23 protein-coding genes and 1 riboswitch are annotated in these 25,469 nt (G+C 72.5%); of the genes, 18 read left to right on the forward strand and 5 right to left on the reverse strand.

Annotated features, from left to right (window positions below):
- Positions 1-268 precede the first annotated feature (268 nt).
- On the forward strand, positions 269-922 hold the full coding sequence (gene lipB, locus ACZ7DY_RS02455) for a lipoyl(octanoyl) transferase LipB (protein WP_471128969.1): 654 nt from the start codon (positions 269-271) through the stop codon (positions 920-922).
- A gap of 84 nt (positions 923-1,006) precedes the next feature.
- On the opposite strand, the gene ACZ7DY_RS02460 is transcribed toward lipB, so the two are convergent.
- Both ACZ7DY_RS02460 and ACZ7DY_RS02465 read right to left on the reverse strand, forming a co-directional pair.
- Positions 1,007-1,933: a cation diffusion facilitator family transporter gene (locus tag ACZ7DY_RS02460; protein ID WP_471128971.1), complete on the reverse strand. Its 927-nt coding sequence runs from the start codon at positions 1,931-1,933 to the stop codon at positions 1,007-1,009.
- Between the two features lie 100 nt (positions 1,934-2,033).
- Entirely contained in the window at positions 2,034-3,125 is a 1,092-nt protein-coding gene (locus tag ACZ7DY_RS02465; protein ID WP_471128974.1) for a mechanosensitive ion channel family protein, read from the reverse strand.
- Between the two features lie 441 nt (positions 3,126-3,566).
- On the opposite strand from ACZ7DY_RS02465, the gene ACZ7DY_RS02470 reads away from it, so the two are divergent.
- The 12 genes from ACZ7DY_RS02470 to ACZ7DY_RS02525 all read left to right on the forward strand — a co-directional run bounded on the left by ACZ7DY_RS02470 (position 3,567) and on the right by ACZ7DY_RS02525 (position 15,387).
- Positions 3,567-4,700, forward strand: coding sequence for an ROK family transcriptional regulator (locus ACZ7DY_RS02470; protein WP_471128976.1), 1,134 nt, complete (start codon positions 3,567-3,569; stop codon positions 4,698-4,700).
- A gap of 68 nt (positions 4,701-4,768) precedes the next feature.
- Complete coding sequence (locus ACZ7DY_RS02475; RefSeq protein WP_471128979.1) at positions 4,769-6,025, forward strand: ABC transporter substrate-binding protein; 1,257 nt, start codon at positions 4,769-4,771, stop codon at positions 6,023-6,025.
- Positions 6,022-6,966 carry a carbohydrate ABC transporter permease gene (locus tag ACZ7DY_RS02480; protein ID WP_471128980.1) on the forward strand — a complete coding sequence of 315 codons (945 nt, stop codon included), beginning with the start codon at positions 6,022-6,024 and terminating at the stop codon, positions 6,964-6,966. Before ACZ7DY_RS02475 ends, ACZ7DY_RS02480 begins: the two co-directional genes overlap by 4 nt.
- Positions 6,959-7,816, forward strand: coding sequence for a carbohydrate ABC transporter permease (locus ACZ7DY_RS02485; protein ID WP_471128983.1), 858 nt, complete (start codon positions 6,959-6,961; stop codon positions 7,814-7,816). Before ACZ7DY_RS02480 ends, ACZ7DY_RS02485 begins: the two co-directional genes overlap by 8 nt.
- Before the next feature lie 36 nt (positions 7,817-7,852).
- The gene (locus tag ACZ7DY_RS02490; protein ID WP_471128986.1) at positions 7,853-8,869 is read left to right on the forward strand and encodes a Gfo/Idh/MocA family protein; all 1,017 of its coding nucleotides are present in this window, start codon (positions 7,853-7,855) and stop codon (positions 8,867-8,869) included.
- Entirely contained in the window at positions 8,866-9,897 is a 1,032-nt protein-coding gene (locus ACZ7DY_RS02495; protein ID WP_471128987.1) for a Gfo/Idh/MocA family protein, read from the forward strand. The genes ACZ7DY_RS02490 and ACZ7DY_RS02495 overlap by 4 nt, the downstream gene beginning before the upstream one ends.
- 123 nt (positions 9,898-10,020) lie before the next feature.
- Complete coding sequence (locus ACZ7DY_RS02500) at positions 10,021-11,547, forward strand: MFS transporter (RefSeq protein WP_471128990.1); 1,527 nt, start codon at positions 10,021-10,023, stop codon at positions 11,545-11,547.
- A gap of 11 nt (positions 11,548-11,558) precedes the next feature.
- A complete protein-coding gene (locus ACZ7DY_RS02505) occupies positions 11,559-11,921 on the forward strand; it encodes a MarR family winged helix-turn-helix transcriptional regulator (protein WP_471128993.1) in 363 nt (120 codons plus the stop codon).
- A 106-nt stretch (positions 11,922-12,027) separates the two neighbouring features.
- A complete protein-coding gene (locus ACZ7DY_RS02510) occupies positions 12,028-13,386 on the forward strand; it encodes a radical SAM protein (protein WP_471128996.1) in 1,359 nt (452 codons plus the stop codon).
- Positions 13,387-13,464: 78 nt separating this feature from the next.
- Positions 13,465-13,574, forward strand: a riboswitch (SAM riboswitch).
- A gap of 45 nt (positions 13,575-13,619) precedes the next feature.
- Positions 13,620-13,928, forward strand: a complete 309-nt coding sequence (locus tag ACZ7DY_RS02515; RefSeq protein ID WP_471128998.1) for a hypothetical protein — start codon at positions 13,620-13,622, stop codon at positions 13,926-13,928.
- 136 nt (positions 13,929-14,064) lie between these two features.
- Positions 14,065-14,799, forward strand: a complete 735-nt coding sequence (locus ACZ7DY_RS02520) for an SDR family oxidoreductase (protein WP_471129000.1) — start codon at positions 14,065-14,067, stop codon at positions 14,797-14,799.
- Between the two features lie 33 nt (positions 14,800-14,832).
- Positions 14,833-15,387: a GNAT family N-acetyltransferase gene (locus ACZ7DY_RS02525; protein WP_471129003.1), complete on the forward strand. Its 555-nt coding sequence runs from the start codon at positions 14,833-14,835 to the stop codon at positions 15,385-15,387.
- 18 nt (positions 15,388-15,405) lie between these two features.
- Here the strand turns inward: ACZ7DY_RS02525 and ACZ7DY_RS02530 are convergent, their stop codons facing one another.
- The gene (locus ACZ7DY_RS02530) at positions 15,406-16,932 is read right to left on the reverse strand and encodes an amino acid permease (protein WP_471129006.1); all 1,527 of its coding nucleotides are present in this window, start codon (positions 16,930-16,932) and stop codon (positions 15,406-15,408) included.
- An 85-nt stretch (positions 16,933-17,017) separates the two neighbouring features.
- On the reverse strand, positions 17,018-18,010 hold the full coding sequence (locus ACZ7DY_RS02535) for a hypothetical protein (RefSeq protein WP_471129007.1): 993 nt from the start codon (positions 18,008-18,010) through the stop codon (positions 17,018-17,020).
- A 246-nt stretch (positions 18,011-18,256) separates the two neighbouring features.
- Between ACZ7DY_RS02535 and ACZ7DY_RS02540 the strand changes: the two genes are divergently transcribed.
- The 3 genes from ACZ7DY_RS02540 to ACZ7DY_RS02550 are packed head-to-tail and all read left to right on the forward strand — an operon-like array spanning position 18,257 to position 22,349.
- Complete coding sequence (locus ACZ7DY_RS02540; protein WP_471129009.1) at positions 18,257-19,717, forward strand: FGGY family carbohydrate kinase; 1,461 nt, start codon at positions 18,257-18,259, stop codon at positions 19,715-19,717.
- A complete protein-coding gene (locus tag ACZ7DY_RS02545) occupies positions 19,717-21,132 on the forward strand; it encodes an FAD-dependent oxidoreductase (protein WP_471129011.1) in 1,416 nt (471 codons plus the stop codon). Before ACZ7DY_RS02540 ends, ACZ7DY_RS02545 begins: the two co-directional genes overlap by 1 nt.
- On the forward strand, positions 21,129-22,349 hold the full coding sequence (locus ACZ7DY_RS02550) for an NAD(P)/FAD-dependent oxidoreductase (protein WP_471129014.1): 1,221 nt from the start codon (positions 21,129-21,131) through the stop codon (positions 22,347-22,349). The genes ACZ7DY_RS02545 and ACZ7DY_RS02550 overlap by 4 nt, the downstream gene beginning before the upstream one ends.
- Here ACZ7DY_RS02550 and gap read toward each other — a convergent pair.
- Complete coding sequence (gene gap, locus ACZ7DY_RS02555) at positions 22,346-23,350, reverse strand: type I glyceraldehyde-3-phosphate dehydrogenase (RefSeq protein WP_471129016.1); 1,005 nt, start codon at positions 23,348-23,350, stop codon at positions 22,346-22,348. The genes ACZ7DY_RS02550 and gap overlap by 4 nt on opposite strands.
- Positions 23,351-23,460: 110 nt before the next feature.
- On the opposite strand from gap, the gene ACZ7DY_RS02560 reads away from it, so the two are divergent.
- Together ACZ7DY_RS02560 and ACZ7DY_RS02565 are read left to right on the forward strand one after the other, a co-directional pair.
- A complete protein-coding gene (locus tag ACZ7DY_RS02560; RefSeq protein WP_471129019.1) occupies positions 23,461-23,922 on the forward strand; it encodes a MarR family winged helix-turn-helix transcriptional regulator in 462 nt (153 codons plus the stop codon).
- A 204-nt stretch (positions 23,923-24,126) separates the two neighbouring features.
- On the forward strand, positions 24,127-25,314 hold the full coding sequence (locus tag ACZ7DY_RS02565; RefSeq protein ID WP_471129020.1) for a thiolase family protein: 1,188 nt from the start codon (positions 24,127-24,129) through the stop codon (positions 25,312-25,314).
- The last annotated feature ends 155 nt before the right edge of the window (positions 25,315-25,469 follow it).

Consider the following 25,469-nt stretch of genomic DNA (forward strand, 5'->3'; position numbering starts at 1 on the left):
TCGGCGGCGCTTCCACGCACCGTCCGGTGGCCTGCCGGGTCCGGGTATCACCCGGAGATGTCGTCGTCCACCACCATGTCTGGGCTCCTCGTCAAACGATCAACGTCATCCCCACCATAACCGATGGCCCGGCGACGGGGACGGCGAACGGGCGAGGGAATGCTTACCCGCGCTCGCCTGTTGCGCCCGAAGGGCGGCCGCGACCCCGTGCGAGCGGGCGGACAGCGGCCGGCCCCCGCGCGAGAGGGCGAACAGAGGAGGCGGCGCCGTGGGTGCCCGGGAGCTGGAGCGGATCGATCTGGGCGAGGTCCCCTACCTCGACGCCATGGAAGAGATGCGGGGCTGGGTCGAGCGGCGCCGCGCCGGGACCATCGGCGACCGGCTCGTCCTCCTCACCCACCCGCCCGTCATCACCTACGGCACCCGCACCCCGCCCGGCGAACTGCCGCGGGCGGATTCGCCGATCCCACTGGTCGAGGTCGACCGCGGCGGCCAGGCCACCTACCACGGCCCCGGCCAGCTCGTCGGCTACCTCGTCCTGAACCTGCGCGAGCGCGGCCCCGGCGACATCGTGCGGCAGGTCGAGAACGGGCTGATCGACGCCGTCGGCTCCCTCGGCTTCGAGGCCGTGCGCCGCGACACCCCGCCCGGCGCGCAGAGCCTCGTCGGGGTATGGACCCCGCGCCACGACAAGCTGGCGTCGATCGGCATGCGCATCCGGGGCGGGGTCACCAGCCACGGCTTCGCGCTCAACATCGCCCCGGACCTGGACGAGTTCACCCGCTTCACCGCGTGCGGGCTGCCCGACGTGGCGATGACCTCCCTCGCCGAGATGGCCGCCGAACGCGGTGTCGAGGGGCCCGGCGAGGCGGCCGTCCGGGACGCGGTGGCCCGGGCCTTCGGCGCGCACCCCGCGACCTGAGCCGGACCGCGCGCCGGTGCGGCACCCGGGGCAGACCGGGCGGCCCGCTGGATGCTCTTACGTGTGGAGAACCGCGTACTCCTCTTACGTGTGGAGCGCCCCGTACTCCTCCACATGCCCCTCGGGCTCCAGCTGGATCGTCGAGTGGGCCACGTCGAAGGGGCCGCCGACACACCGTTGCAGGCGGCCCAGCAGCTCCCCGTAGCCGTCCGCCAGAGCCGCGTCCGTGACGACCACGTGGGCGGTGAGCACCGGCATCCCCGAGGTGACCGTCCACCCGTGCAGGTCGTGCACGGCGACCACGCCCGGCTCCTCCATCAGGTGGCGTCGCACCTCGCCGAGGTCGACGTCCTGCGGGGTCGCCTCCAGCAGGACGTGCACGGAGTCCCGCAGGAGGCCGTACGCGCGCGGCACGATCAGCAGCCCGATGACGATCGAGGCGATCGGGTCGGCGGCCTGCCAGCCGGTGAGCAGGATGATCAGGCCGCCCACGATCACGGCGACCGAGCCGAGCGCGTCCCCGAGGACCTCCAGGTACGCGCCGCGCAGGTTGAGGCTCTTCTCCTTGGCGTCCCGCAGCAGCCACAGCCCGACGAGGTTGGCGAGCAGGCCGCCGACGGCGACCACGAACATCAGGCCGCCCTTGACCTCCACCGGCTCGCTGAACCGGCCGATCGCCGACCACAGGACCCAGACGAAGATCGCGACGAGGAGCAGCGCGTTCAGGACCGCGGAGAAGATCTCCACCCGGTAGAACCCGAAGGTGCGCCGGGGGGTCGGTGCGCGCTGGGCGAGGGTGATGGCGCCGAGGGCGAGCGAGACGCCCACGGCGTCGGTCAGGCTGTGCGCGGCGTCGGCGAGGAGCGCGAGGCTGCCGGAGAGGAGCGCGCCGACCACCTGGATGACGGTGATCGTGCCGCTGATGCCGATGGTCCACAGCAGCCGGTTGCGGTACGTCCCGCTGAGAGTGCCGCCCGCCGTCGCCGCGGCCGGGCCGTGGTCGTGCCCCATGTCCGCGAGTGGATCATGTGGGGTTGCGGGCCGCCACCGCATGGTCGGCCACTCGGCTCAGTGCGGCGGGCGGTGCTCCGGGGAGCCGGTCCCGCCGCTCTCAGTGGATCCGCGGCGACACCGACGTGTCGCGCTGGTGCGGGATGCCGAGGGGCGGGGGCAGTTCGCCCTGCTGAACGGTGACCGTGCGGGCCGGGGCGGGGACCCGGATGCCCTCGGCGCGGTAGCGCCGGTGCAGGCGCTTGATGAACTCGTGCTTGATCCGGTACTGGTCGCTGAACTCGCCGACGCCGAGGATCACCGTGAAACTGATCCGCGAGTCGCCGAAGGTGTGGAAGCGGATCGCCGCCTCGTGGTCGGGGATCGCCCCGGTGATGTCGGTCATCACCTCGTCCACCACCTCGGTCGTGACCCGTTCGACGTGGTCCAGGTCGCTGTCGTAGGCCACCCCGACCTGCACCGTGATCGACAGCTCCTGCTCGGGGCGGGTGAAGTTGGTCATGTTGGTGCCGGCCAGCTTGGCGTTGGGGATGATCACCAGGTTGTTGGAGAGCTGCCGGACCACGGTGTTGCGCCAGTTGATGTCGACGACGTAGCCCTCCTCACCGCTGCTGAGCCGGATGTAGTCGCCGGGCTGCACGGTCTTCGCCGCCAGGATGTGCACGCCCGCGAAGAGGTTGGCGAGCGTGTCCTGCAGCGCGAGGGCGACGGCGAGACCGCCCACGCCGAGCGCGGTGAGCAGCGGCGCGATGGAGATGCCGAGGGTCTGCAGGACGACCAGGAAGCCCATCGCCAGCACCACGACACGTGTGATGTTGACGAAGATGGTCGCCGATCCCGCGACGCCGGAGCGGGACTGCGCGACGGCCCTGACCAGGCCGGTGACGATCCGGGCCGCGGTGAGCGTGGCCGCGAGGATGAGCAGCGCGGTCAGCGTCATGGTGACGTTGCGTCCGGTGCGCGGCGTGAGCGGCAGCGCGCCCGCCGCGGCGGCGAGTCCCGCGGTGATGGCGGCGCAGGGGACGAGGGTGCGCAGGGCGTCGACGATGACGTCGTCACCGTTCCACCGGGTGCGGCTGGCCCGTTCGCCCAGCCACCGCAGGAGGGTACGGAGCAGGAGCCCGGCCAGGACGCCGGCGGCCACCGCGATGCCGGCGACCATCCAGTCGTGGAGGGTGAGCGCACGGGTCATCGGCCGGCTCCCGTCGGACGGGACGAGGGGGAGTACGACGAGTGCCGGGTACGGGACGCGTCTTCCGTCGTACGGCCGGGCGATCGGTCCGCGACGCGGCGTATGTGATGTGTCGTCACCTTGTGATACCTGCTCGATTCCGGGAGTGCGATCACGGCGGGTCGGGGTGCCGGCCCGGCGCGGACGTCATCCTGCCCCATCCGGGCACGGCAGGCGCACGTACCCCCACCTGGATCTTCACGGATCGGGTGGCTCTGTAAACCGGCACCGGCGAGAACCGGCCGACCGTGCCGCGCCCGCCGGGCGGTCGAGGAGATGTGCGGTCGTGGGGGTTCCCGGGCCGCGCGTGTTATGCAAGTCTCCTTTCCAATTCCGGTGGGACGGGGGACATCACGGCCCGTCAAGCGGGCCGCCCTCGCACGGATACGGGGTGAAGCACTGATGCGGAACAGCGCGCGCGGGCACGACCTGGTCGCGTTGCGGCGGCTCAACACCACCGTCGTGCTCCGCGCCCTGCACCGCCGCAGCCCGCGCACCCTCGCCGAACTCGCCGCGGGCACCGGGCTGTCCAGGCCCACCGTGGAAGCCGCCGTCGAGGAGCTCGCCGAACGCGGGCTCGTCGGCGAGTCTGCCGAGGACACCGGCGAGCGCGCGCCGGGACGCCCCGCACGCCGCTTCCGCTTCCGCACCGAGGCCGGGTACGTGCTCGGCGCCGACATAGGGCTGCACAAGATGGTCCTGCTCCTCGCCGACCTCGGTGGCACCGTCCTCGCCGCCCACCGCGGCGCCGTCGACCCGCGGCTCGGCGGCAGCGCGCGGCTCGACCTGCTGCGCGACGCGACGGAGACCTTCCTGGCCGCCCACGCGCCGCCCCGGGCCGCCGTCCTCGCCCGCTGCGTGGGGGTGCCCGGCATGGTGGACGCGGGCGGAGTCGTCACCTCCGTGGTGGTGCCCGAGTGGTCCGGCGTCGACCTCGGCCGGCTTCTGAAGGACGGCGGGCCGGGGCACACCCTCGTCGAGAACGACGTGAACCTCGCGGTCCTCGCCGAACGCTGGCAGGGCGCCGCCACCCTCGCCGCCGACGTCGTCTGCGTCCTCACCGGGCACCGCGTCTCGTGCAGCCTCACCATCGGCGGCCGGCTCCACCGGGGCAGGCGCGGCGGCGCCGGTGAGCTCGGCATGCTGCCGCTGCTCGGCATGAGCACCGCGCAGGAGGCCCTGCGCTGGCCGGAGGAGAGGCGGGACGGCGAGTCCGAGGTGGCGGCGCTCGCCCGCGCCGCGGACGCCGCGGACCCCCGCGCGCTGGCCGCCGTCGCCGAGTTCGCGGACCGGCTCGCGCCCGGCATCGCCGCCCTCTCCCTCGCCGTCGACCCCGAACTGATCGTGCTGACCGGCGGGGCGACCCCGGTCGGCCGGCATCTCGTGCCGCTCCTCGAGGAGCGGCTGCGCCCCATGACCCTGCACGTCCCGCGCGTCGCGCTGAGTTCGCTCGGCGAGCGGGGCGTGGCCCTCGGCGCCGTACGCAAGGCGCTCGACCACGTGGAGGAGGAACTGCTCGCGGACACGGCGTCCTGACGGCGCGCCCCGACGCGGGGCGCGGTCCGCGGCGGCGCCCGACGACTTCCTGGGAGGCGAAGGCGCACATGCGCAGAAGGACACTGCTCGGCGGGGCGCTGGCGGCCCCTCTGCTCGCCGCCTGCTCCGACGGGGGCGACGGCTCGGGCGGCGGGGGCAGGACGACGCTCTCGTACGGCATGTGGGACCCGGCGCAGGTGCCGGGCATGGAGCAGATCATCGCCGCGTTCGAGAGGGAGAACCCGCGGATCTCCGTACGCATCGAGCTGACGCCGTGGGCCAGTTACTGGACCACGCTCAAGACGTCGATGCGCGGCGGCACCGCCCCCGACGTGTTCTGGATGAACGCCGTCAACTTCCAGCTGTACGCGTCCGGCGGCGTCCTCGAACCCCTCTCCGGCCACATCAAGGCGGACGCCACCCCGCTGGACCGCCACCCCGAAGCCCTCGTGAAGCTCTACTCCTACCGGGGCACGCAGTACGGCCTCCCCAAGGACTTCGACACCATCGGCCTCTGGTACAACAAGCGGCTCTTCGACAAGGCGGGCATCTCCTACCCGGACGCGAGCTGGACGTGGGACGACGTGCGCGACGCGGCGGCCGAACTCACCGACCCCCACGAGCGCGTGCACGGTTTCGCCGCCGAGATGGACCGGCAGGGCAAGATCTACCCGGCCGTCAGCGCCGCGGGCGGCTACGTCATCGAGGACGGCCGCTCCGGCTTCGGCGACGAGCGGTCCATCGAGGGCCTGCGCTTTCTGACCGACCTGGTCGACCGGGGCTGGTCGCCGCCGCAGAGCGCGATGGTCGAGTCCATCGGCCGGGTGCGCTACTGGTCGGAGAAGATCGCCATGAACTACGACCTGTCCGCGATGGCCGGCCAGATGTACGCCGTGCCCGCGCTCAAGGACCACGGCGGCGTCGCCGTCCTGCCCAAGGGCCGGCGCCGGGCCACCATCATCCACGGCCTCGCCAACGTCATCTCCGCCAAGAGCCGCAAGAAGGCGGCGGCCTGGAAGTTCGTGCACTTCATGGCGGGCCGTGAGGCCGCCGAGATCCAGGCGAAGGCGGGCGTCACCATCTCCTCGTACGAAGGAACCCAGGACGCCTGGCTGAAGTCGATGCCGGAATTCGACCTGAAGCACTTCATCGAGATGCAGAAGTACGCCGTGCCCTACCCCAGCTCCAAGAACACCGCCGTCTGGGAGAACCTCCAATACCCGCTGCTCGGCGCCGCGTTCAGCGGCAAGGGCGGCATCGAGAGCGCCGCCCGCACGCTCGGCGAGCAGATGGACCGGGTCCTGAAGGAGGAACGCGCCTCATGAGTGTCTTTCCCGCCACGGCGGCCGCGAAGGCGGCCGGGCGCCGCGCCGCCGCCTCGGGCACCCGCCCCCGGCCGCGCAACCAGAAGGCCGCGTACTGGTTCATCGCGCCGCTCGGCATCGGCTTCGCCGTCTTCTACTTCTGGCCGCTGCTCCAGACGTTCTACTTCAGCTTCACCGAATTCGGCGCCTTCGGCGGCCACACGTTCATCGGCACCGACAACTACGTCCGCGTCGTCAAGGACGTCACCGTCTGGCAGGCGCTCGGCAACACCCTGATCTACACCCTCATCGGACTCACGGCGCTGCCGATCGCGATCGTCGTCGCCTCCCTCCTGAACCGGCGCGGACTGCGCGGCGTATCGCTCTACCGCGCCCTGTACTTCGTGCCGTTCGTGACGCTGCCCGTCGCCGTGGGCCTGGTCTGGAACTGGCTCTACAACGGCGACTTCGGGCTGCTCAACGAGATCCTCGGCTGGTTCGGGGTGGACCGCAACTACTGGGTGTCGGACCCCTCGACGGCCGTCTACGCGATCGGCGCCGTCATCGTCTGGTCGACCACCGGCTACTACTTGATCATCTTCATGGCGGGCATCAAGGCGATCCCCCGGGACTACTACGAGGCCGCCGAACTCGACGGGGCCGGGGCGCTGCGCAGATTCTTCACGATCACCCTCCCGCTGCTCAGCCCCACCATCTTCTTCGCCTCCGTCATCTGCATGATCAATTCACTGCAGACCTTCGACCTCATCTACATCATGATGGCCGAGAAGAACCCCGCGATCGGGGACACCCAGTCGATCGTCGGCCTCTTCTACAAATGGGCGTTCGTGGAGAACGCGCAGGGCGCCGCCGCCGCGCTCGCCTTCCTGCTCATGCTCGTCATCGCCGGCCTGACGTTCCTGCAGTTCCGTCTCCAGAAGAGGTGGGTGCACTATGCCTGAGCAGCAGACCGGCGCGGAGAAGACCCGGCGGCGCGTGGACGCCGGCTCCCTCGCCACCCACGCCGCCCTCTCGCTCGGCGCGCTCGTGATGGTCTTCCCCTTCCTCTGGCAGCTGCTCACCGCGCTCAAGACCCTCGCGGAGACCTCACGGGTGCCCCCCACGTTCCTGCCCGACGACTGGAACTGGTCGAGCTTCGACGAGGTCTTCACCGCGCTGCCGTTCCGGGAGATGCTCACCAACAGCCTGATCAACACCGTCGGACGCACCCTCGGCCAGCTCGTCTTCTGCTCGCTCGCCGCCTACGCGTTCGCCCGCATGCGCTTCCGCGGCCGCAACGCGCTGTTCGCGCTCTTCCTCTCCGTCCTGATGGTGCCGAGCTCCCTGCTGGTGCTCCCGCAGTACGACATCGTCCAGTGGCTCGGCCTGCTCAACAGTGCCCCCGCGCTCTTCCTGCCCGGCATGTTCAGCGCGTTCGGCACCTTCATGCTGCGCCAGTTCTTCCTCTCCCTGCCCGCGGAGCTGGAAGAGGCGGCCCGCATCGACGGGGCCGGCTCGTTCCGCGTCTTCTGGTCGATCATGCTGCCGCTGATCCGGCCCGCGCTGGCCGCCCTCGCCGTCATCACCGCCATGTGGTCCTGGAACGACCTGCTGTGGCCGCTGATCGTCAACACCGACCCGCGCGAGATGCCGATCAGCGCGGGACTCACCTCGCTGGAAGGGCAGTACGAGACCAACTACCCGGTGATGATGGCCGGTTCGCTCATCGCCAGCCTGCCGATGCTGCTCGTCTACGTCTTCCTGCAGCGGCACTTCGTGCAGAGCGTCGCCCTGTCCGGCTCCAGGAGCTGACCCGCACCGACCCCGCAAGGAAAGGCGGCCCGTTCCATGCCACCGCTTCACATCGGCCTGCTCGGCGCCGGCGGCATCGCCCGCGCCCATCTGCCCGGCTGGCTGGCGCTCGGCGCCCGGGTGAGCGTGCACACCGTCGACGGCTCCGCGGAGAAGCTCGCCGCCGAGTACGCCGGACTCGGGCACGACGTCCGTGCCGTCGAGAACCTGGCCGCCCTCCTCGCAGGCGCGCACGCCGTCGACGTATGCACCCCGACCCCCACCCACAAGGAACTCGCCCTCGCCGGGATCGCCGCCGGCCGGCACGTCGTCTGCGAGAAACCCCTCGCCCTCACCGCCCGCGACGCCGAGCAGATGGCCGCCGCCGCCGAAGCGGCGGGCGTCCGACTCCACCCCGCCCACGTCGTGCGCTACTTCCCGGCATACGCCGCCCTGCGCCGGGCCGTCGCCCGCGGCGACCTCGGCGAACCCGCCGTGCTGCGCTTCACGCGCGGCGGCGCCCGGCCCCGGTGGGCGCCGTGGTTCGGCGACCCGGCCCAGTCCGGGGGCGTGATCATGGACCTGATGGTCCACGACATCGACATCGCCCGCTGGCTTGCGGGCGACGTGGTCCGCGTGCACGCACGGACCCGCGGCGTCGAGCAGGCCACCGGCACCCCGCCCGAGGTCGTCACCGCGAGCGCCGTCCTCACCCACGCGTCCGGCGCCGTCAGCCACATCAGCGGACTCTGGGGCCTGCCCGACCAGCGGTTCCGCACGACGTTCCGGGTCGCGGGCGCCGACGGCCTCCTGCACCACGACTCCACCGCCGCCCCCGGCTTCCGCATCACCGCACGGGGCGCCAGGGCCCCCGACGAGGCCATCCCGACCAGCCCCATGACCGAGAGCCCCTTCCTCACCGAACTCCGCGAGTTCGCCGCGTCCTGGCAGCCGGGCGGGCCCGCGCCCCGGGTCAGCGCACGCGACGGCGTGGAGGCGGTGCGGATAGCCGAGGCCGCGGTGGAGTCCAGCCGGACCGGCCGGGTCATCGAGATCGAGGAGGCAGCGCGATGAAGGTCGCCGTCCTGTCGTTCGCCCACGTCCACGCCGCCGGCTATCTGCGGCTGCTCGCCCGCATGCCGGGCATCGAGGTCCTCGGCAGCGACCCGGACACCATGTTCGCGGCCCCCGGTGAGGTGCGGGGCCGCACCGTCGCCGAGCGGGCGGGAGCCGGGTACGCGCAGACGTACGAGGAGGCGTTCGCCTGGGGTCCCGACGCGGTGATCGTCTGCTCCGAGAACGCCCGGCACCGCCCCCTCGTGGAACTCGCCGCCGCGCACGGCGTGCCCGTCCTCTGCGAGAAACCGCTGGCCGCCACCGTGGCGGACGGCGAGGCCATGGTGGCGGCCTGCCGCGCCGCTGGAGTGCGGCTCGCGGTCGCCTTCCCGGTCCGCTTCAGCCCGGCGTACGCCGCCGTGAAGGCGGCCGTCGCCTCCGGGCAGGCGGGGGAGATCCTCGCGGTCTCCGGCGCGAACAACGGCTCCATGCCGACCCGCGAGCGCCGCTGGTTCGCCGAGCCCGAACTCTCCGGCGGCGGTGCCCTGATGGACCACACCGTGCACATCGCCGACCTGCTCGACGACCTCTTCGGCGAGGCCCGGCCGGTCGAGGTGTACGCGCAGACCAACAACCTCCTGTACGCCGGTGAGGTCACCGCCGAGACCAGCGGCCTGGTCAGCGTCGCCTACTCCAACGGCACCGTCGCCACCATCGACTGCAGCTGGTCCCACCCCCGCTCGCACCCCTCCTGGGGCGGCCTGGAACTCACCGTCGTCGGCGAACGGGCCACCTTGGAGATGGACGCCTTCGACCAGAAGGTGCACGGCTTCAGCGAGCGCCACGGGCGCGGCACCGAGGTCCCCTTCGGCGTCGACCTGGACGAGCTGATGCTGCGCGCCTTCCTCCACGGACCGGCGCAGGGCGGCATGACCGTCGCCGACGGGGAGGGCGGTCTGCGCACGCTGCGCATCGTGGAGGCGGGGTACGCATCGGCCCGTACCGGGGTCCCGGTGCCTCTGGAGGGGAGCCCGGACCGGGTCTGAGGGCTGCCTGGAAGACCTTCGCGGACCGGTTCTCCGCGTACACGAACCGTGCGTGACAACACCCTCATTTTAGTTATAGCCTCATAATGGTTGTGACAACACAAATAAATGAGGAGTCCCGTCATGCCGGACGCCACCGCCCCACGGCGGCCCTGGCTCGTGCTCGCCATCTGCTGCATGAGCATGCTCATCGTCAGTCTCGACAACACCATCCTGAACATCGCTCTGCCCTCGATCCGAGGTGACCTGCACACCTCGGTCTCCGGACTCCAGTGGACCGTCGACGCCTACACGCTGGTCCTCGCCGCCCTGCTGATGCTCTCCGGGTCGACGGCCGACCGCGTGGGCCGCCGCCGCACCCTCCAGGCCGGGCTCGCCGTCTTCACCTCCGCCTCCCTGCTCTGCGGCCTGGCGCCGGGGCTCGGCTGGCTCGTCGCCGCCCGGATCCTCCAGGCGGTCGGCGGATCGATGCTCAACCCCGTCGCCATGTCGATCATCAGCAACACCTTCACCGACCCACGTCAACGCGCCCGCGCCATCGGCGTGTGGAGCGGCGTCGTCGGCATCAGCATGGCCGCAGGGCCGATCATCGGGGGAGCGCTGGTCGAGTCGGCGGGCTGGCGGTCGATCTTCTGGATCAACGTGCCGATCGGCCTGGCGGCGCTCTTCCTGACCCGCAGGTTCGTGCCGGAGTCACGGGCGCCGCGGCCCCGCCGCGTGGACCCCGTCGGCCAGGTGCTCGTCGTCGTCCTGCTCCTCGCCCTCACCTACGCCATCATCGAATCGCCGGGCCGCGGCTGGACCTCACCCGTCGTCGCCGGCAGCGCGCTCGCGGCGCTGTGCGCGCTGCTGGGGCTGCTCCGCTACGAGCCGAGGCGCACCGACCCCCTCATCGACCTGCGGTTCTTCCGTTCCGCGCCGTTCACGGGCGCCACCGTGATCGCGGTGGCCACCTTCGCCGGACTCGGCGGCTTCCTCTTCGTCAGCACCCTCTACCTACAGGACGTACGAGGGCTCGACCCGCTGCACGCCGGGCTGTACATGCTGCCCATGGCGGTCATGGCGCTGCTGACCGCGCCGCTCTCCGGCCGCATGGTGGCCTCGCGCGGGCCACGCAGGCCCCTTCTCCTCGCCGGGGCCGCCATGTGCGCGAGCGCCGTGCTCCAGGCGCTCACCTACTCCGCCCACCTCCCGGCACCCCTGCTGATCGTCGCCTACCTGCTCTTCGGCACCGGCTTCGGGCTGGTCAACGCTCCCATCACCAACACCGCCGTCTCGGGGATGCCCCGCGCCCAGGCGGGCGTCGCGGCCGCGGTGGCCTCCACCAGCCGGCAGGTCGGGCAGACCCTCGGCGTGGCCGTCATCGGCGCCCTCATGGCGGGCGCCGCGCACCGCGACACCGCCGCCTTCACCGATGCGAGCCGGACGGCCTGGTGGATCATCGCCGGCTGCGGGGCCGCCGTCCTGGTCACGGGTACGCTCACCTCCGGGCGCTGGGCCCGGGCGACGGCGCGGCGCACGGCCGCCGGGCTCGCCGCCGAGGAGACGAAGGAGACGGGGAACGCCCGATGGAGCGCCCATACGACCAAGAGCCGCACCGAGGGGACGACGCGACCGCCGCAACGGCTGCCCGAGTCTGGCAGGGACTGAACACGCTCCTGATGGAGCGTCACAACCGCCGCAAGACGGTCGCCGAGAGCCTCGGGATGAGCTTCAGCCGCATCAGGGCGCTGCGCCGCCTCACCGGCGGCCCGATCACCCTGCGGGAACTGACCGAGCGGCTCGGCGCCGACCCGCCGTACACCACCGTCATCGTCGACGACCTCGTCCGGCGCGGCCTCGCCGCACGCATCGCCAACCCCGACGACCGCCGGTCCAAGCTGGTCCACCTCACCGAGGAGGGCCGGGCGGCGGCCGCCCGCGCCACCGAGATCCTCACCACACCGCCGGACGCCCTGCTCGACCTGCCGCCGGACGACATCGAGGCGCTCGACCGCGTCGTGACGAAGCTCCTGGAAGCATAGACCCGGGCTCCGGACGCCCCGAGACCGGAGCCGGATCCGGAACGGATGGGCAGGGTATTAGCGTGGACGGAACAGATCGAACGACAGGATCCGAGGTGCCCGGCCCATGCCAAGCCGCAGCGAGAGCCGTACCGAACTCATCGAGTCACTCATGGAACGGTTCCCGCACGTGCCGCGGGAAGCCGTCATCAAGGAGGATCTGCTGCGCGGCGGCATCGCCTTCGACGAGTCGGCGCTGAGCGACAACGAAGGCGGCGAGGTCAAGCCGAAGTCGTACTTCATCTTCTCCTTCGACCACGGCACGCTCCCGGAGCTCGGCGCCGCCGCGCTGCGCCGCCCGCCGGAGGAGATCGTCCTGACGGGCGGCCCCTACGAGCTGCGCCGCACCGTCGTCTCGGTGCGTGTGAACCCGAGCTCGCCCTACCGGGTCGCCGCCGACGACAACGGCGTGCTCGGCCTCTACCTGGACGGCGCCCGCATCTCGGACGTCGGCCTGCCGCCGATGCCGGACTACTACCGGCACACGCTGGAGAACGGCAAGTCCGTCATGGAGGTGGCGCCCACCATCCAGTGGGGCTACCTGATCTACCTGACGGTCTTCCGGGTCTGCCAGTACTTCGGCGCCAAGGAGGAGTGCCAGTACTGCGACATCAACCACAACTGGCGTCAGCAGAAGGCGGCGGGCCGTCCCTACACGGGCGTGAAGCCGATGGACGAGGTCCTCGAAGCCCTCGCCATCATCGACAAGTACGACACCGCGAAGGCCTCCACCGCGTACACGCTCACCGGTGGCGCCATCACCACGCAGCTCCAGGGCAAGGACGAGGCCGACTTCTACGGCCAGTACGCGAAGGCCATCGAGGAGCGCTTCCCCGGCCGCTGGATCGGCAAGGTCGTCGCCCAGGCGCTGCCCAAGGCCGACGTCCAGCGCTTCCACGACTACGGCGTGCGGATCTACCACCCCAACTACGAGGTGTGGGACCCCTACCTGTTCGAGCGGTACTGCCCCGGCAAGGAGCGCTACGTCGGCCGGGACGAGTGGCACCGCCGGATCCTGGACTCCGCCGAGGTCTTCGGCCCGCGCAACGTCATCCCCAACTTCGTGGCGGGCGTGGAGATGGCCGAGCCGTTCGGCTTCAAGACCGTCGACGAGGCCATCGACTCGACCGTCGAGGGACTCCAGTACTTCATGTCGCGCGGCATCACGCCCCGCTTCACCACTTGGTGCCCCGAGCCGACGACGCCGCTCGGCAAGGCGAACCCGCAGGGCGCGCCCCTGGAGTACCACGTGCGGCTCCTGGAGGCCTACCGCGCCACGATGGAGGCCAACGGCCTGACCTCGCCGCCCGGTTACGGCCCGGCGGGACCCGGCAACGCCGTGTTCTCGGTCAGCTCGTTCATGGACAGCCTGCCCGCGGGGAAGGCCGCACCGGAGGACGCCGTCACCCCGGCGCCGGCCCAGTAGGTCCTGTCCGGAGAGGGCCTGCCCCGGGCCGGAAAAACCCCGGGCAGGCCTCCGGAAGGCCGTGTTACGGTCGGGACGGGTCACGAGTTCCAGCGCCAAGCCCCGGCTCGCTGGACGGCACCCCGCTCCGTCGCGGGTGCCCCGGGTGACGACCCGCCCCGTGCGGCGCGCACGGGGAACGGCGGATCACCGGGGTCGGCGACACCGGGGTCCACGACTCCGGAAGGCGCACCATGACGCACCCGTACGACACCCGCACCCCCGGCCACGCGACCGACCCCGGCACGGTGATCGACGTGCTCCTGTCCTCGCACGATGTCGCGGACGACGGCCGGATCACCCTCCATCTGCTCGGCCCGACCCGCGGCGTACCCGCGGAGCTGTGGACGCACGACCCGCGGCGGCTGCGCGCCCTCCTGCGCGACCACACGGGCCCCGCCCAGTGGCAGCCGAGCCGGAACGTACTGCGGCTGCGGCGCGGCATCGCGGGGAGCACGCCGGTGGGCGTGGCCCTGCGGGCGGCCGGCCTCTCCGGGGTCTGAACCCCGCGGCGTCCACCGGCTGGAACGGGCCGCCGACGAAGATCACCGGTTCGTAGGATGACGAGGTGATCCGGGCGCGGGCGATCCCCGCACCCGGGCGGCGCGACAATCAGCCACCCACAGCCGGAGGTCCCTCGTGCAGAACCACCCCGTCACCGTCGTCACCGGCGGCAGCCGCGGTATCGGCGCAGCTGTCGTCGCCCGTCTCGCCGAGGACGGCCACGACGTCCTCATCGGCTACCGCTCGAACGAGGAGGCGGCCGAGGAGGCCGCGGGAACGGTACGCGCGGCCGGCCGCCGCTGCGTCACCGTCCGGGTCGACACCGCCGACGAGGCGGACGTCGACCGTCTCTTCGACACCGCCGCGGCCGAGCTCGGCCCGGTCACCGGCCTGGTCAACAACGCCGGCGTCGGCGGCCCCGTCGGACCCCTCGCCGACGCCGACGTGGCGGGCATGCGCCGGACACTGGAGGTGAACGTCCTCGGCTATCTGCTCTGCGCCCGGCGCGCCGTGCGGGACATGAAGACCAACGGCGGCGGCGCGATCGTGAACGTCTCGTCCGTCGCGGCCACCCTCGGCGGCCCCGGCGAGTACGTCCACTACGCGGCCACCAAGGGCGCCGTCGACACGATGACGGTCGGCCTGGCCAAGGAGGTCGCCGCGGACGGCATCCGCGTCAACGCCGTTGCCCCCGGCGTCATCTGGACCGAGTTCCACACCGACCCGGAGCGCCCCGCCAAGCTCGCGGCGGGCATCCCCATGGGACGCTCCGGGGAGCCCGCGGAGGTCGCGGCCGCCGTCTCCTGGCTGATGTCGCGGGACGCCTCGTACGCGACGGGCACGATCCTGAAGGTGGCGGGCGGCCGCTGACGCCGGACGGGCGGCCCCTCGTACGCTGAGGGCATGATCAGTGGAGAGGCCGCCCTCACGGACGATGTCACCATCCGGCCCGTCTCGCCGGACGACGCGGAGGCGCTCGCGCGCGCGTACCGGCGCAACCGCGAGCACCTCGACCCCTGGGACCCGGTCAGGCCCGCCTCCTTCTACACGGCGCGGGGCCAGGCCGAGCGGGTCCGCGGGCAGGTGGAGGACGGCAGGGCGGGCCGGTCCGCGCACTGGGTGCTCGTCCGCGGCGACGAGATCGTCGGGCACGCCGCCCTGTCGAACATCGTGCTGGGACCGGCGCGCAGCGGGAACCTCGGCTACTGGATCGACGCGGAACAGGTGGGCCGCGGCCTCGCCTCCGCCGCGGCGCGGCACGTCTGCGCGGCGGCGGACGGTGCCCTCGGTCTGCACCGGGTCGAGGCGGGCACCCTGCTGCACAACACCGCGTCGCAGCGCGTGCTCACGAAGTGCGGCTTCGAGGAGTACGGCATCGCGCCGCGCTACCTGTACATCAAGGGCGCGTGGCGCGATCACCGGCTCTTCCAGAAGATCCTCAACGACCGCCCGGCGTAGGGCGGTCCGGGCCGGGGTTCAGACGATGTTCTCCGCGACCTCGGCCTGCTCGCGGTCGGAGCCGTACGCCTGCGGAGTGCTGTAGGAGCGGCGTGCCACGAACCACCACACGGTGGCCAGGAGCAGCACCGCGGCGAGCGCGATCGAGGCGTAGTTCATCGAGCTGACCGTCACCGGCGAGGCCTGCGGCAGGCAGAACAGCACCGTCACGAACACCACCCAGAGCACCGCGATCCAGCCGATCGGCTTGCTCCAGCGGCCCAGGTTCCAGGGGCCGGGACGGAAGCGGTCGCCGGCGCGCAGCCGCAGGTAGATCGGGATGGCGTACGCGGGGGTGATGCCGATGACGTTGATGGCCGTGACAGCCGTGTACGCGGTCGCCGAGTACAGGGAGGGCAGGGCGATGACCGCGGCCAGGCCAACCGACAGCCACACCGCGGGCACCGGCACCTGGGTGCGGGAGCTGACCTTGCGCCAGATCGCCGAGCCGGGCAGCGCGTTGTCGCGGCTGAACGCGAACACCATGCGGCTGGCCGCGGCCGTCTCGGCGTTGCCGCAGAACAGCTGCGCCACGATGACGATGAGCAGCAGCGCCGTCGCGCCGGACTCGCCGATCGCGTCGATCATGATCTGCGCGGGCGGTACGCCGGTCGCGCTCTCCTGGGCGCCCACGTAGTCCTGGATGGCGAAGGTCAGCCCGGCGAGCAGGATGAAACCGGCGATCCACGACGCCCAGATGGCGCGCACGATGCCGCGGGCCGCGGACACCGACGCGTTGGAGGTCTCCTCCGACAGGTGCGCGGACGCGTCGTATCCGCAGAACGTGTACTGGGCGAGGAGCAGGCCGATCGCCGTCACGTAGAGCGGGTTGTCCCAGCCCGTGCCGTTCACGAACTCGCCGAAGACGAACGACGGCGACTGGTGGTGGTCGGGCACGATCGCGAGGACGCCGACGATCACGGTGACGCCGGCCACGTGCCACCACACGCTGATCGAGTTGAGCAGGCTGACCAGCCGCACGTTGAACAGGTTCAGGACGGCGTGCAGGAGCAGGATGCCCAGGAAGATCAGGAAGGTCTTCTCGGGGGTCGGCGTGAAGCCGAACTTCAGGTTGAGGAACGCGCCGGTGAAGAGCGCGGCGCCGTAATCGATGCCCGCTATCGCGCCGAGCAGCCCCAGGAGGTTCAGCCAGCCGGTGTACCAGCCCCACCGGCGTCCGCCGAGCCGGTCGGCCATGTAGTACAGGGCGCCCGACGTCGGATAGGCGCTGGTCACCTCCGCCAGCGCCATGCCCACGCAGAGCACGAAGAGGCCGACGCCGGCCCAGCCCCATAGCATCACGGCGGGGCCGCCGGTGTTCAGGCCGAAGCCGTACAGCGTCATGCAGCCGGACAGGATGGAGATGACGGAGAAACTGATGGCGAAGTTGCCGAAGCCGCCCATGCGGCGGGCCAGGACGGGCTGGTAGCCGAGTTCTCTGAGCCGTTCTTCCTCGTCCTGGGGTGGCGCCGGGACGGTGCTCGACGACCAGGTGGTGCGGGACACGGTGGAACCTCCGGGGGGAGCGCGGTCGGGTACGGGGGGGGGAAGGGCGGGTGGGGCCGCCGGTGACAGGAGGGGCCCGCGGGGGTCAGCCCGGACCGCGGGAGGCGCTGAAGCAGCGGGCGCGGGCCTGGACGAAGACCTCGGTGGCGGCGTCCACATCACCGGGGGAGTGGGTGCGGTACGTCCAGGGGACCGTGGTGAAGAACGGATCCAGGGCCCGGAAGACCCGTGACGCGTCATGGAACTGGTGGGCGCCCCACAGCGCGTGCGCCAGGTGGTTGAGGTCGACGAGCGAAGTGGCGGCCGGCGCCGCGTGGTCGAACCACAGCTGCAGGGCCACCAATGCGGCACGCGTGGCGTCCTCGGAGATCCAGTGCAGGTCGAGGGCCTGCTCCTGCCCGGACTCCCGGCGGTACCGCTCGACGCGCACGTACAGCGGCAGCAGGTGCAGCGCGGAGCCGGCAGGGGCCGAGGCAGACGCCCACTGCACGAAGTTGTACGCCTCGGTGAGCGGGCCCCGCGCGCGCCGCCCGTACACGAACTGGAGCATGCGGTGGTACGCCTCGCGGTTGCCCGGGTCCCGCTTGTCCGCCTCCGCGAGCAGCTGCCAGGGGCCGGGGAAGAGCATCGGCTCCGGCGGCGCCACCCGGTGCTCGTCCCACCGCTGGGCCACGTCGAGCTGAGCCAGGGCGAGCAGGCAGATCCACGGCACGGGGTCCTCGGGCGACAGGGCGGAGGCCTCGCCGCACGCGGTGACGGCCTCGCGCCACAGGTCGTTGGTGCGCCGGTGGTCCGAGCGGTGGGCGCGCAGCGCCCGCTCCACCAGGACCCGGGCGTGCAGGACGGCGGCCGACGCGCTGCGCGGTTCCTCGGCGCGCCAGGCGCGCACCACGTCGGAACCGGCGACAGCGGCCCCCAGGATCTGCGTGCGCTGCGTCCACAGCCCCCAGTCGGGGGTCTCGGTCAGCAGATTGCGCGTGGAGACCCAGCGACCGGTCCTGAGGTCCTGGAGCACCGCGCGCAGCGCTTCGTCGTGGCCTGCCGGGTGGTAGACCGGGCGGCCCAACGGCATGGGCATGAGTCCTCTGTTGGGGGGCGAGGGCGGAGGGGCGGGTAATCGAGGTGTTTGTTACGGGAGTTGACAATGTGACACGGCGGTCAGTGTAGATCCGGCCTTCCCGGTTGCAGGCCGATTCGTGGATGTTTTGTGACCTCGAATTGTCAACACGGCTCGCCGTTCGGTCATTTAGTGATCGGTCAGTGGGCAGTCGCAGTCATTTCAGGTCCCTTGACGGCCTCCCGGCCGCTGTAGCACGCTGCCGCGGTGATCACCTATGAGCGGTCCTCGGCGCAGCGGCCCGTGCTCGCCGTCGACCAGGGCACGTCCGGGACGAAGGCCCTCGTCGTCTGCCCCGAGCGCGGCGTGCTCGGCACCGGCACCGCGCCGGTGCGTCCCCGCTTCCTCCCCGGCGGCCTGGTGGAGGCCGACCCCGCCGAGCTGCTCTCCTCCGTCGTAGAGGCCGGCCGCCGGGCACTCGCCGACGCGGGCGAACCGGTCGCCGCCGTGGGCCTCGCCAACCAGGGTGAGACGGTCCTCGCCTGGGACCCGGACAGCGGCGAGCCCCTCACCGACGCGCTCGTCTGGCAGGACCGGCGCGCGGAGTCGGTCTGCGCCGGACTCGCCGACCACGCCGAGGAGTTGCGGCACCTCACCGGTCTGCCGCTCGACCCCTACTTCGCCGCCCCCAAGATGGCGTGGATACGCCGTCACCGCACCCGGCGCGGCGTGGTCACCACCAGCGACGCCTGGCTCGTCCACCGGCTCACCGGCGCCTACGTCACGGACGCCGCGACGGCCGGCCGCACCCAGCTCCTCGACCTCGACACCGTCGCGTGGTCGCCGCGGGCCCTGGAGCTCTACGGACTCGGCGACGAGCGGCTGCCCGAAGTCGTCGACGCGGCCGGGCAGTACGGGACGACCACCGCCTTCGGTCCCGAACTCCCCGTCACCGGACTCCTCGTCGACCAGCAGGCGGCCCTGCTCGCCCAGGACGTGACCGCGCCGGGCAGCGCCAAGTGCACCTACGGCACCGGGGCGTTCCTCCTCGCGCAGACCGGCACCCGGCCCCGGCGCGGCGACTCGGGACTCGTCAGCTGCGTCGCCTGGCGGCTCGCGGGGGAGAGCAGCTACTGCCTCGACGGACAGGTCTACACGGTCGCGTCCGCCGTCCGCTGGCTCACCGACCTCGGCGTGATCGCCGGCGCGGAGGAGATCGACCCCGTCGGCTCCGCCGTACCGGACGCGGGCGGCGTCACCTTCGTGCCCGCGCTCGCCGGGCTCGCGGCCCCCTGGTGGCGCGGCGACCTGCGCGGATCGCTCACCGGCCTCGGCCTCGACACCACCGCGGGCCACCTGGTGCGGGCCCTGTGTGAGGGCATCGCGGCGCAGGTCGTCGCACTCGCCGACGCGGTCGCCGCCGACCTGGGCGAACCGCTGACCGGTCTGCGTGTCGACGGCGGCCTGACCCGCTCCGCGCTGCTCATGCAGACCCAGGCCGACCTGCTCCAACTCCCCGTCGAGGTCTCGGCGTTGCCCGACGTCACTGCCCTGGGCGCCGCGGCCGTGGCCCGCATCGGCCTGGACCCCTCCCTCGCGGTCGCCGACGCCGTCCCGGCATGGCGGCCGTCCACCGTCTACGAACCGCGGATCGGCCCGGAGCTGGCGGCCGAACGCCTCGCCGGCTTCGGTTCCGCGGTGACGGCGCTCCTGGAACGTACGCCCTGATGGCCGTGGTCAGGCGCGGCACGCCACCGGATGTGACGTACGACGTGGCCGTCATCGGCGCGGGAGTGGTCGGCGCGGCGATCGCCCGCGAACTGGCCCGCCGCCCGGGCGTGCGCATCGCCTTGATCGAGGCCGCGGACGACGTCGGCGAGGGCACGTCGAAGGCGAACACCGCGATCCTGCACACCGGTTTCGACGCGGTGCCCGGCTCTCTGGAAGCCCGGCTGGTCCGCGAGGGACAGCGGCTGCTCACCGCGTACGCCGCCGAGGCCGGCATCCCCGTGGAGCCCGTGGGCGCGCTGCTGGTCGCGTGGGACGACGAGCAACTCGGCGCTCTGCCAGGCCTGTCGGCTAAGGCGGAGCGCAACGGCTACGCCGCGGCACGCATCATCGGCCCCGCCGAGCTGTACGACCGCGAACCCCACCTCGGCCCCGGCGCCCTCGGCGCGCTCGACGTCCCCGGCGAGAGCATCATCTGCCCCTGGACCACCACCCTCGCGTACGCCACCCAGGCCGTACGGGCGGGCGTCGACCTCCTCCTCAACTGCCGCGTGGAACAGGTCGACGCGTCGGGCGACCCCCACCTCCTGACGACCGGCCGCGGCACCGTCCGCGCCCGGTACCTCGTCAACGCCGCTGGCCTGCACGCCGACACCGTCGACCGGCTCCTCGGCCACACCGACTTCACCGTCACCCCGCGCCGCGGACAGCTCCTCGTCTTCGACAAGCTCGCCCGCGACCTCGTGCGCCACATCCTGCTGCCCGTCCCCACGGCGCTCGGCAAGGGCGTCCTGGTGGCCCCGACCGTCTACGGCAACGTCCTCCTCGGACCCACCGCCGAGGGCCTGGACGACAAGACGGCCACCGGGTCGACCGCCGACGGCATCGCCGTCCTGCGCGAGCAGGGGCGGCGGATCCTCCCGGGCCTCCTCGACGAGGAGGTCACCGCGGTCTACGCCGGGCTGCGCGCCGCCACCGAGCACGACGACTACCGCATCAGCGCCCACAAGGAGCAGCGATACGTCACCGTCGGAGGCATCCGCTCCACCGGCCTCACCGCCTCCCTGGCCATCGCGGCCCACGTCACCGACGTGCTCGGCACCACGGGACTCGATGTCTCCGCCGTCCGCGAACTGCCGCCCGTCCGGATGCCCAACCTCGGCGAGGCCTCCCCCCGCCCGTACCTGCGGGCCGACCTCATCGCCGCCGACCCCGCCTACGGAGACGTGGTCTGCCACTGCGAGCGGGTGACGCGCGGGGAGATCCGCGACGCCCTCGCGTCGAGCGTCCCGCCCGGCTCACCGGACGGCCTGCGGCGCCGTACCCGGGCCCGGGGCGGACGCTGCCAGGGCTTCTACTGTGGTGCTGCCGTCCGGGAACTCTACGAAAAGGGTGCGGAGTTGGGGAACGGATGAGGCGAGAGCGCATCGTCGACGTCCTGGTCGTCGGCGCCGGCCCCGCCGGACTCGCCACCGCCACCGGACTCGCCGCGGCAGGCGTCGGCGAGGTCGAGGTGGTGGAACGGGAGCCGCAGGCCGGCGGCGTCCCCCGGCACTGCCCGCACGGCGGCTTCGGGCGCCCGGGGATGACGGGACCGCAGTACGCGGAGCGCTGGGTGGCGGCGGCCGTGGGCACCGGCGCGGTGCTGCGGACCGGCGTCACCGTGACGGGCTGGGCCGCCCCGCGCACCCTGGACACGACGAGCCCGCGCGGCCTGGAACGGATCACCGCCCGCGCCGTCGTCCTCGCCACCGGCGCCCGCGAACGGCCGCGCGCCGCACGGCTGGTGCCGGGGACGCGGCCCGCGGGGATCTACACCACGGGCGAGCTCCAGCGGGCCGTCCACCTCCACGGGCAGCACATCGGCACGCGGGCCGTCGTGGTCGGCGCCGAACCGGTGAGCTTCACGGCGCTGGACACCCTGCGGCGGGCCGGGGTCACCGTCGCCGCCCTGGTCACCCCGTACCCGCGCCACCAGGCGCCGCGGGCCCGCGCCCTCGACGCGAGGCTGCGGCGCGGCGTGCCCCTGCTCACCGATGCCACGGTGACCGCACTCCACGGCCGCGGCCGCCTGTCGGGGGTGGCGCTGCGGCACCGCGACGGCAGGACGGCACACCTCGCCTGCGACACGGTCGTCTTCACCGGCGACTTCGTCCCCGACCACGAACTGGCCCGGCGCGGCGGCCTCTTGATGGACCCCGGCACGCGGGGGCCGGCGGTCGACAGCGCCTTCCGCACCGACGCGCGCGGCGTCTTCGCCGTGGGCAATCTGCTGCACGCCGCGGAGCCGGCCCGCGCGGTGGCGCGCGAAGGAACCCTGGCGGCGCTGGCGGTGCGGCGCCATCTCTCCGACGGCGACTGGCCCTCGGCATCGGTGCCGCTGCGCGTCACCGCGCCACTCGCCTGGGTCGCCCCGAACCGGCTGACCCCGGACCCGCCGGGCGACGGATTCACGCTGCGGGCAACGGAGTTCGTGCCGCGCCCGACCCTCGTGATCACGCAGGCCGGCCGGACGCTGTACCGCGCGCGCCCGCGCCGCCCGGCCGTCCCCAGCCGGCCGCTCCGCCTCTCTAGCGGGTGGACGGCACGGGTGGACGCCGGGGGCGGCCCGGTGCGGATCGAGCTCGCCTAGAGGGAGGCGCCGACCAGCTGCGCGAGGTCGATCAGACGGTTGGAGTAACCCCATTCGTTGTCGTACCAGCCGACCACCTTGACCTGGGAGCCCGAGACGCGGGTGAGCCCGGCGTCGAAGACGCAGGACGCCGGGTCGGTGACGATGTCGGTGCTGACGAGGGGTGCTTCGCTGTAGGAGAGCAGCCCCTTGTACGGTCCCGCGGCCGCCTCGGCGTACGCCTCGTTGATCTCCTCCACCGTCGTGGGGCGCCGAGGGATGACGGTCAGGTCGGTGACCGAACCGGTGGGGACGGGCACGCGCAGGGCGAACGCGTCGAGACGGCCCGCCAGTTCGGGCAGGACGAGGCCGATGGCCTTGGCGGCGCCGCTGGAGGTGGGCACGATGTTGAGGCCCGCGGCCCTGGCCCGGCGCAGGTCCTTGTGCGGCGCGTCCTGGAGGTTCTGGTCCTGGGTGTAGGCGTGGACGGTGGTCATCATCCCGGAGTCGATGCCCACGGCGTCGTGCAGCACCTTCGCGAGGACGCCCAGGCAGTTGGTGGTGCACGAGGCGTTGGAGATGATGGTGTGGCGCTCGGGGTCGTAGGCGTCGTCGTTCACGCCGAGGACGATCGTGACGTCCTCGCCGCTCGCGGGCGCCGCTATGACGACCTTCTTCGCGCCGCCCTCGACGTGCGCGCGGGCCCGGGCGGCATCGGTGAAGACGCCCGTCGACTCGATGACCACGTCCACGCCGAGATCGCCCCACGGCAGGGCGGCGGGATCGCGCTCGGCGAGCACCGCGATCGTCCGGTCGCCCGCCCGGATCGCGCCCGGTTCGGCGGTGACCTCGCCGGGGAAGCGGCCGAGCACCGAGTCGTAGGCGAGCAGGTGCGCCATGGTGGCCACATCGCCGAGGTCGTTGACGGCGACGATCTCCAGATCCGCCTCGCGGGCGAGGGCCGCGCGGAAGACGTTGCGCCCGATCCGCCCGAAGCCGTTGATGCCGATACGCACTGTCATGGAAGTCTCTCCTTGCGCCGGTGTGGCCTGCACGAGAACTATATAAGCAGCTTACATAAGTGCGCGAAGTAATGTGTTCGCGAAGTAATTCCCTTCGGAGAGTGGCCGACATGCACGACGACGACCGCGACCATGAGCTGGACGTGGACGCCTTCACCGCGGCGATCGAGAACTTCAACCGCTTCTACATCCGGCTCCCGGCGCTGGAGAAGCTGCCGTTCACGACGCTGTCGGTGCTGGACACCCTCGCCTTCGGCGGCAGTCCCAAGCGGCTCACCGAACTGGCCAGGACCGAGCAGGTCAGCCAGCCCGGCGTCACCCAGCTGGTCACGCGCCTGGAGCGGGACGGCCTGGTCGAGCGCCGGCCCGACCCCAGCGACGGGCGTGCCGTCCTCGTCCACATCACGGAGGAGGGCAGGCGGATCGGCCGCGCGCGCCACGCGGACCGCACGCGCCATCTCGCGCCGCTCGTCGAGCAGTTGACGCCGGGGCAGCGCAAGGCGCTGGCGGACGCGCTGCCGGCCCTCGCCCGGCTGGCGGAACTCGGCAGGGGCGCCGCCAAAGGGGAGTGACCGGCCCCTGCCGGAAGATAGGCCGGATCCCGGGGCCGGGGGGTGCCGGGATCCTGCTCGGGGACCCTTCCCTTGGCCCCCGCCTCCCGCATAGACTCCAAAACTAGCAGCGCTAATTTACGTGGCGCGAGCCCCGCACAGCACGCAGCGAGACCCGCAAGAACCGAAGCAGCGAGACCCCGCAGAACGATCCGGAGCCGTATCGTGCGCACCGTCCACTTCGCCGCCGCCCGCCGCACCCCCATCGGCAGACTCCGCGGCGCCCTCTCCTCAGTCCGCCCCGACGACCTCGCGGCGGGCGTCGTGCGGGGACTCCTCGCCGACATCCCGCAGCTGGATCCCGCCAGGATCGACGACATCTACTGGGGCGCCGCCAACCAGGCGGGCGAGGACAACCGCAACGTCGCCCGGATGGCCGCCCTCCTCGCCGGGCTCCCGGAGTCCGTCCCCGGCGCCACCGTGAACCGGCTCTGCGCCTCGGGCCTCGAAGCCGTCACCACCGCCGCGCGCACCGTCGCCGCCGGCGAGGCGGACATCGTCCTCGCGGGCGGCTCCGAATCCATGAGCCGGGCCCCCTTCGTGCTGCCCCGCCCGGACGAGGCGCTGCCGCACCGCATGGAGACCGCCGACACCCGCCTCGGCTGGCGCCTGACGAACCCGGCCATGAAGGACCTGCACGGCGTCCTCGCGATGGGGGAGACGGCCGAGGAGGTCGCCGAACGCCACGGCGTCTCGCGCGAGCGCCAGGACGCCTTCGCGCTCCGCAGCCACCAGCGCGCCGCGGCCGCCCGCAAGAACGGCCACTTCGACGACGAACTCCTCCCCGTCACCCGGCCCGACGGCACCGTCGTCGACACGGACGAATGCGTGCGGGAGGACACCTCGTACGAGAAGCTCAGCGGTCTGCGGCCCGTCTTCCGCAAGGACGGCACCGTCACCGCGGGCAACGCCTCGCCGATGAACGACGGAGCCGCCGGACTGCTGCTCGTCAGCGAGGAGGCGCTCAACGACCTCGGTCTCGAATCCCTCGGCCGGTACACGGCCGGCGCCTCCGCGGGCGTGCACCCGGATGTCATGGGCATCGGGCCGGTCCCCGCCACGCGCAAGGTGCTCGACCGCGTCGGCTGGACCATCGACGACGTCCACGAGGCCGAGTTCAACGAGGCGTTCGCCGCGCAGGCCCTGGCCTGCGTCGACGCCCTCGGCATCGACCCCGAGCTGGTCAACCCGTCCGGCGGCGCCATCGCCCTCGGTCACCCGCTGGGCTGCTCCGGCGCCCGCATCCTGACCACGCTGCTGCACCGCATGCGCCGCACGGGCGCCACGCGCGGCCTCGCCACCATGTGCGTGGGAGTGGGGCAGGGCAGCGCGCTCCTGGTCGAGCGCGACTGACCGGACGCGGGCGAGCGACCGACGGTGGCGGGTGCGTGCCGCCGCCGTCGGCCGGCCGCCCGCACCACCGCCCGCATGGCCCCCGTCGGGTCGGGCACCCGCACCCCCGCCGTCGGGCACCCGCCGCAGGCCCGATGTCTCATGCTCATGCCCCC

The organism is Streptomyces sp. NPDC037013 (genome assembly GCF_055607265.1).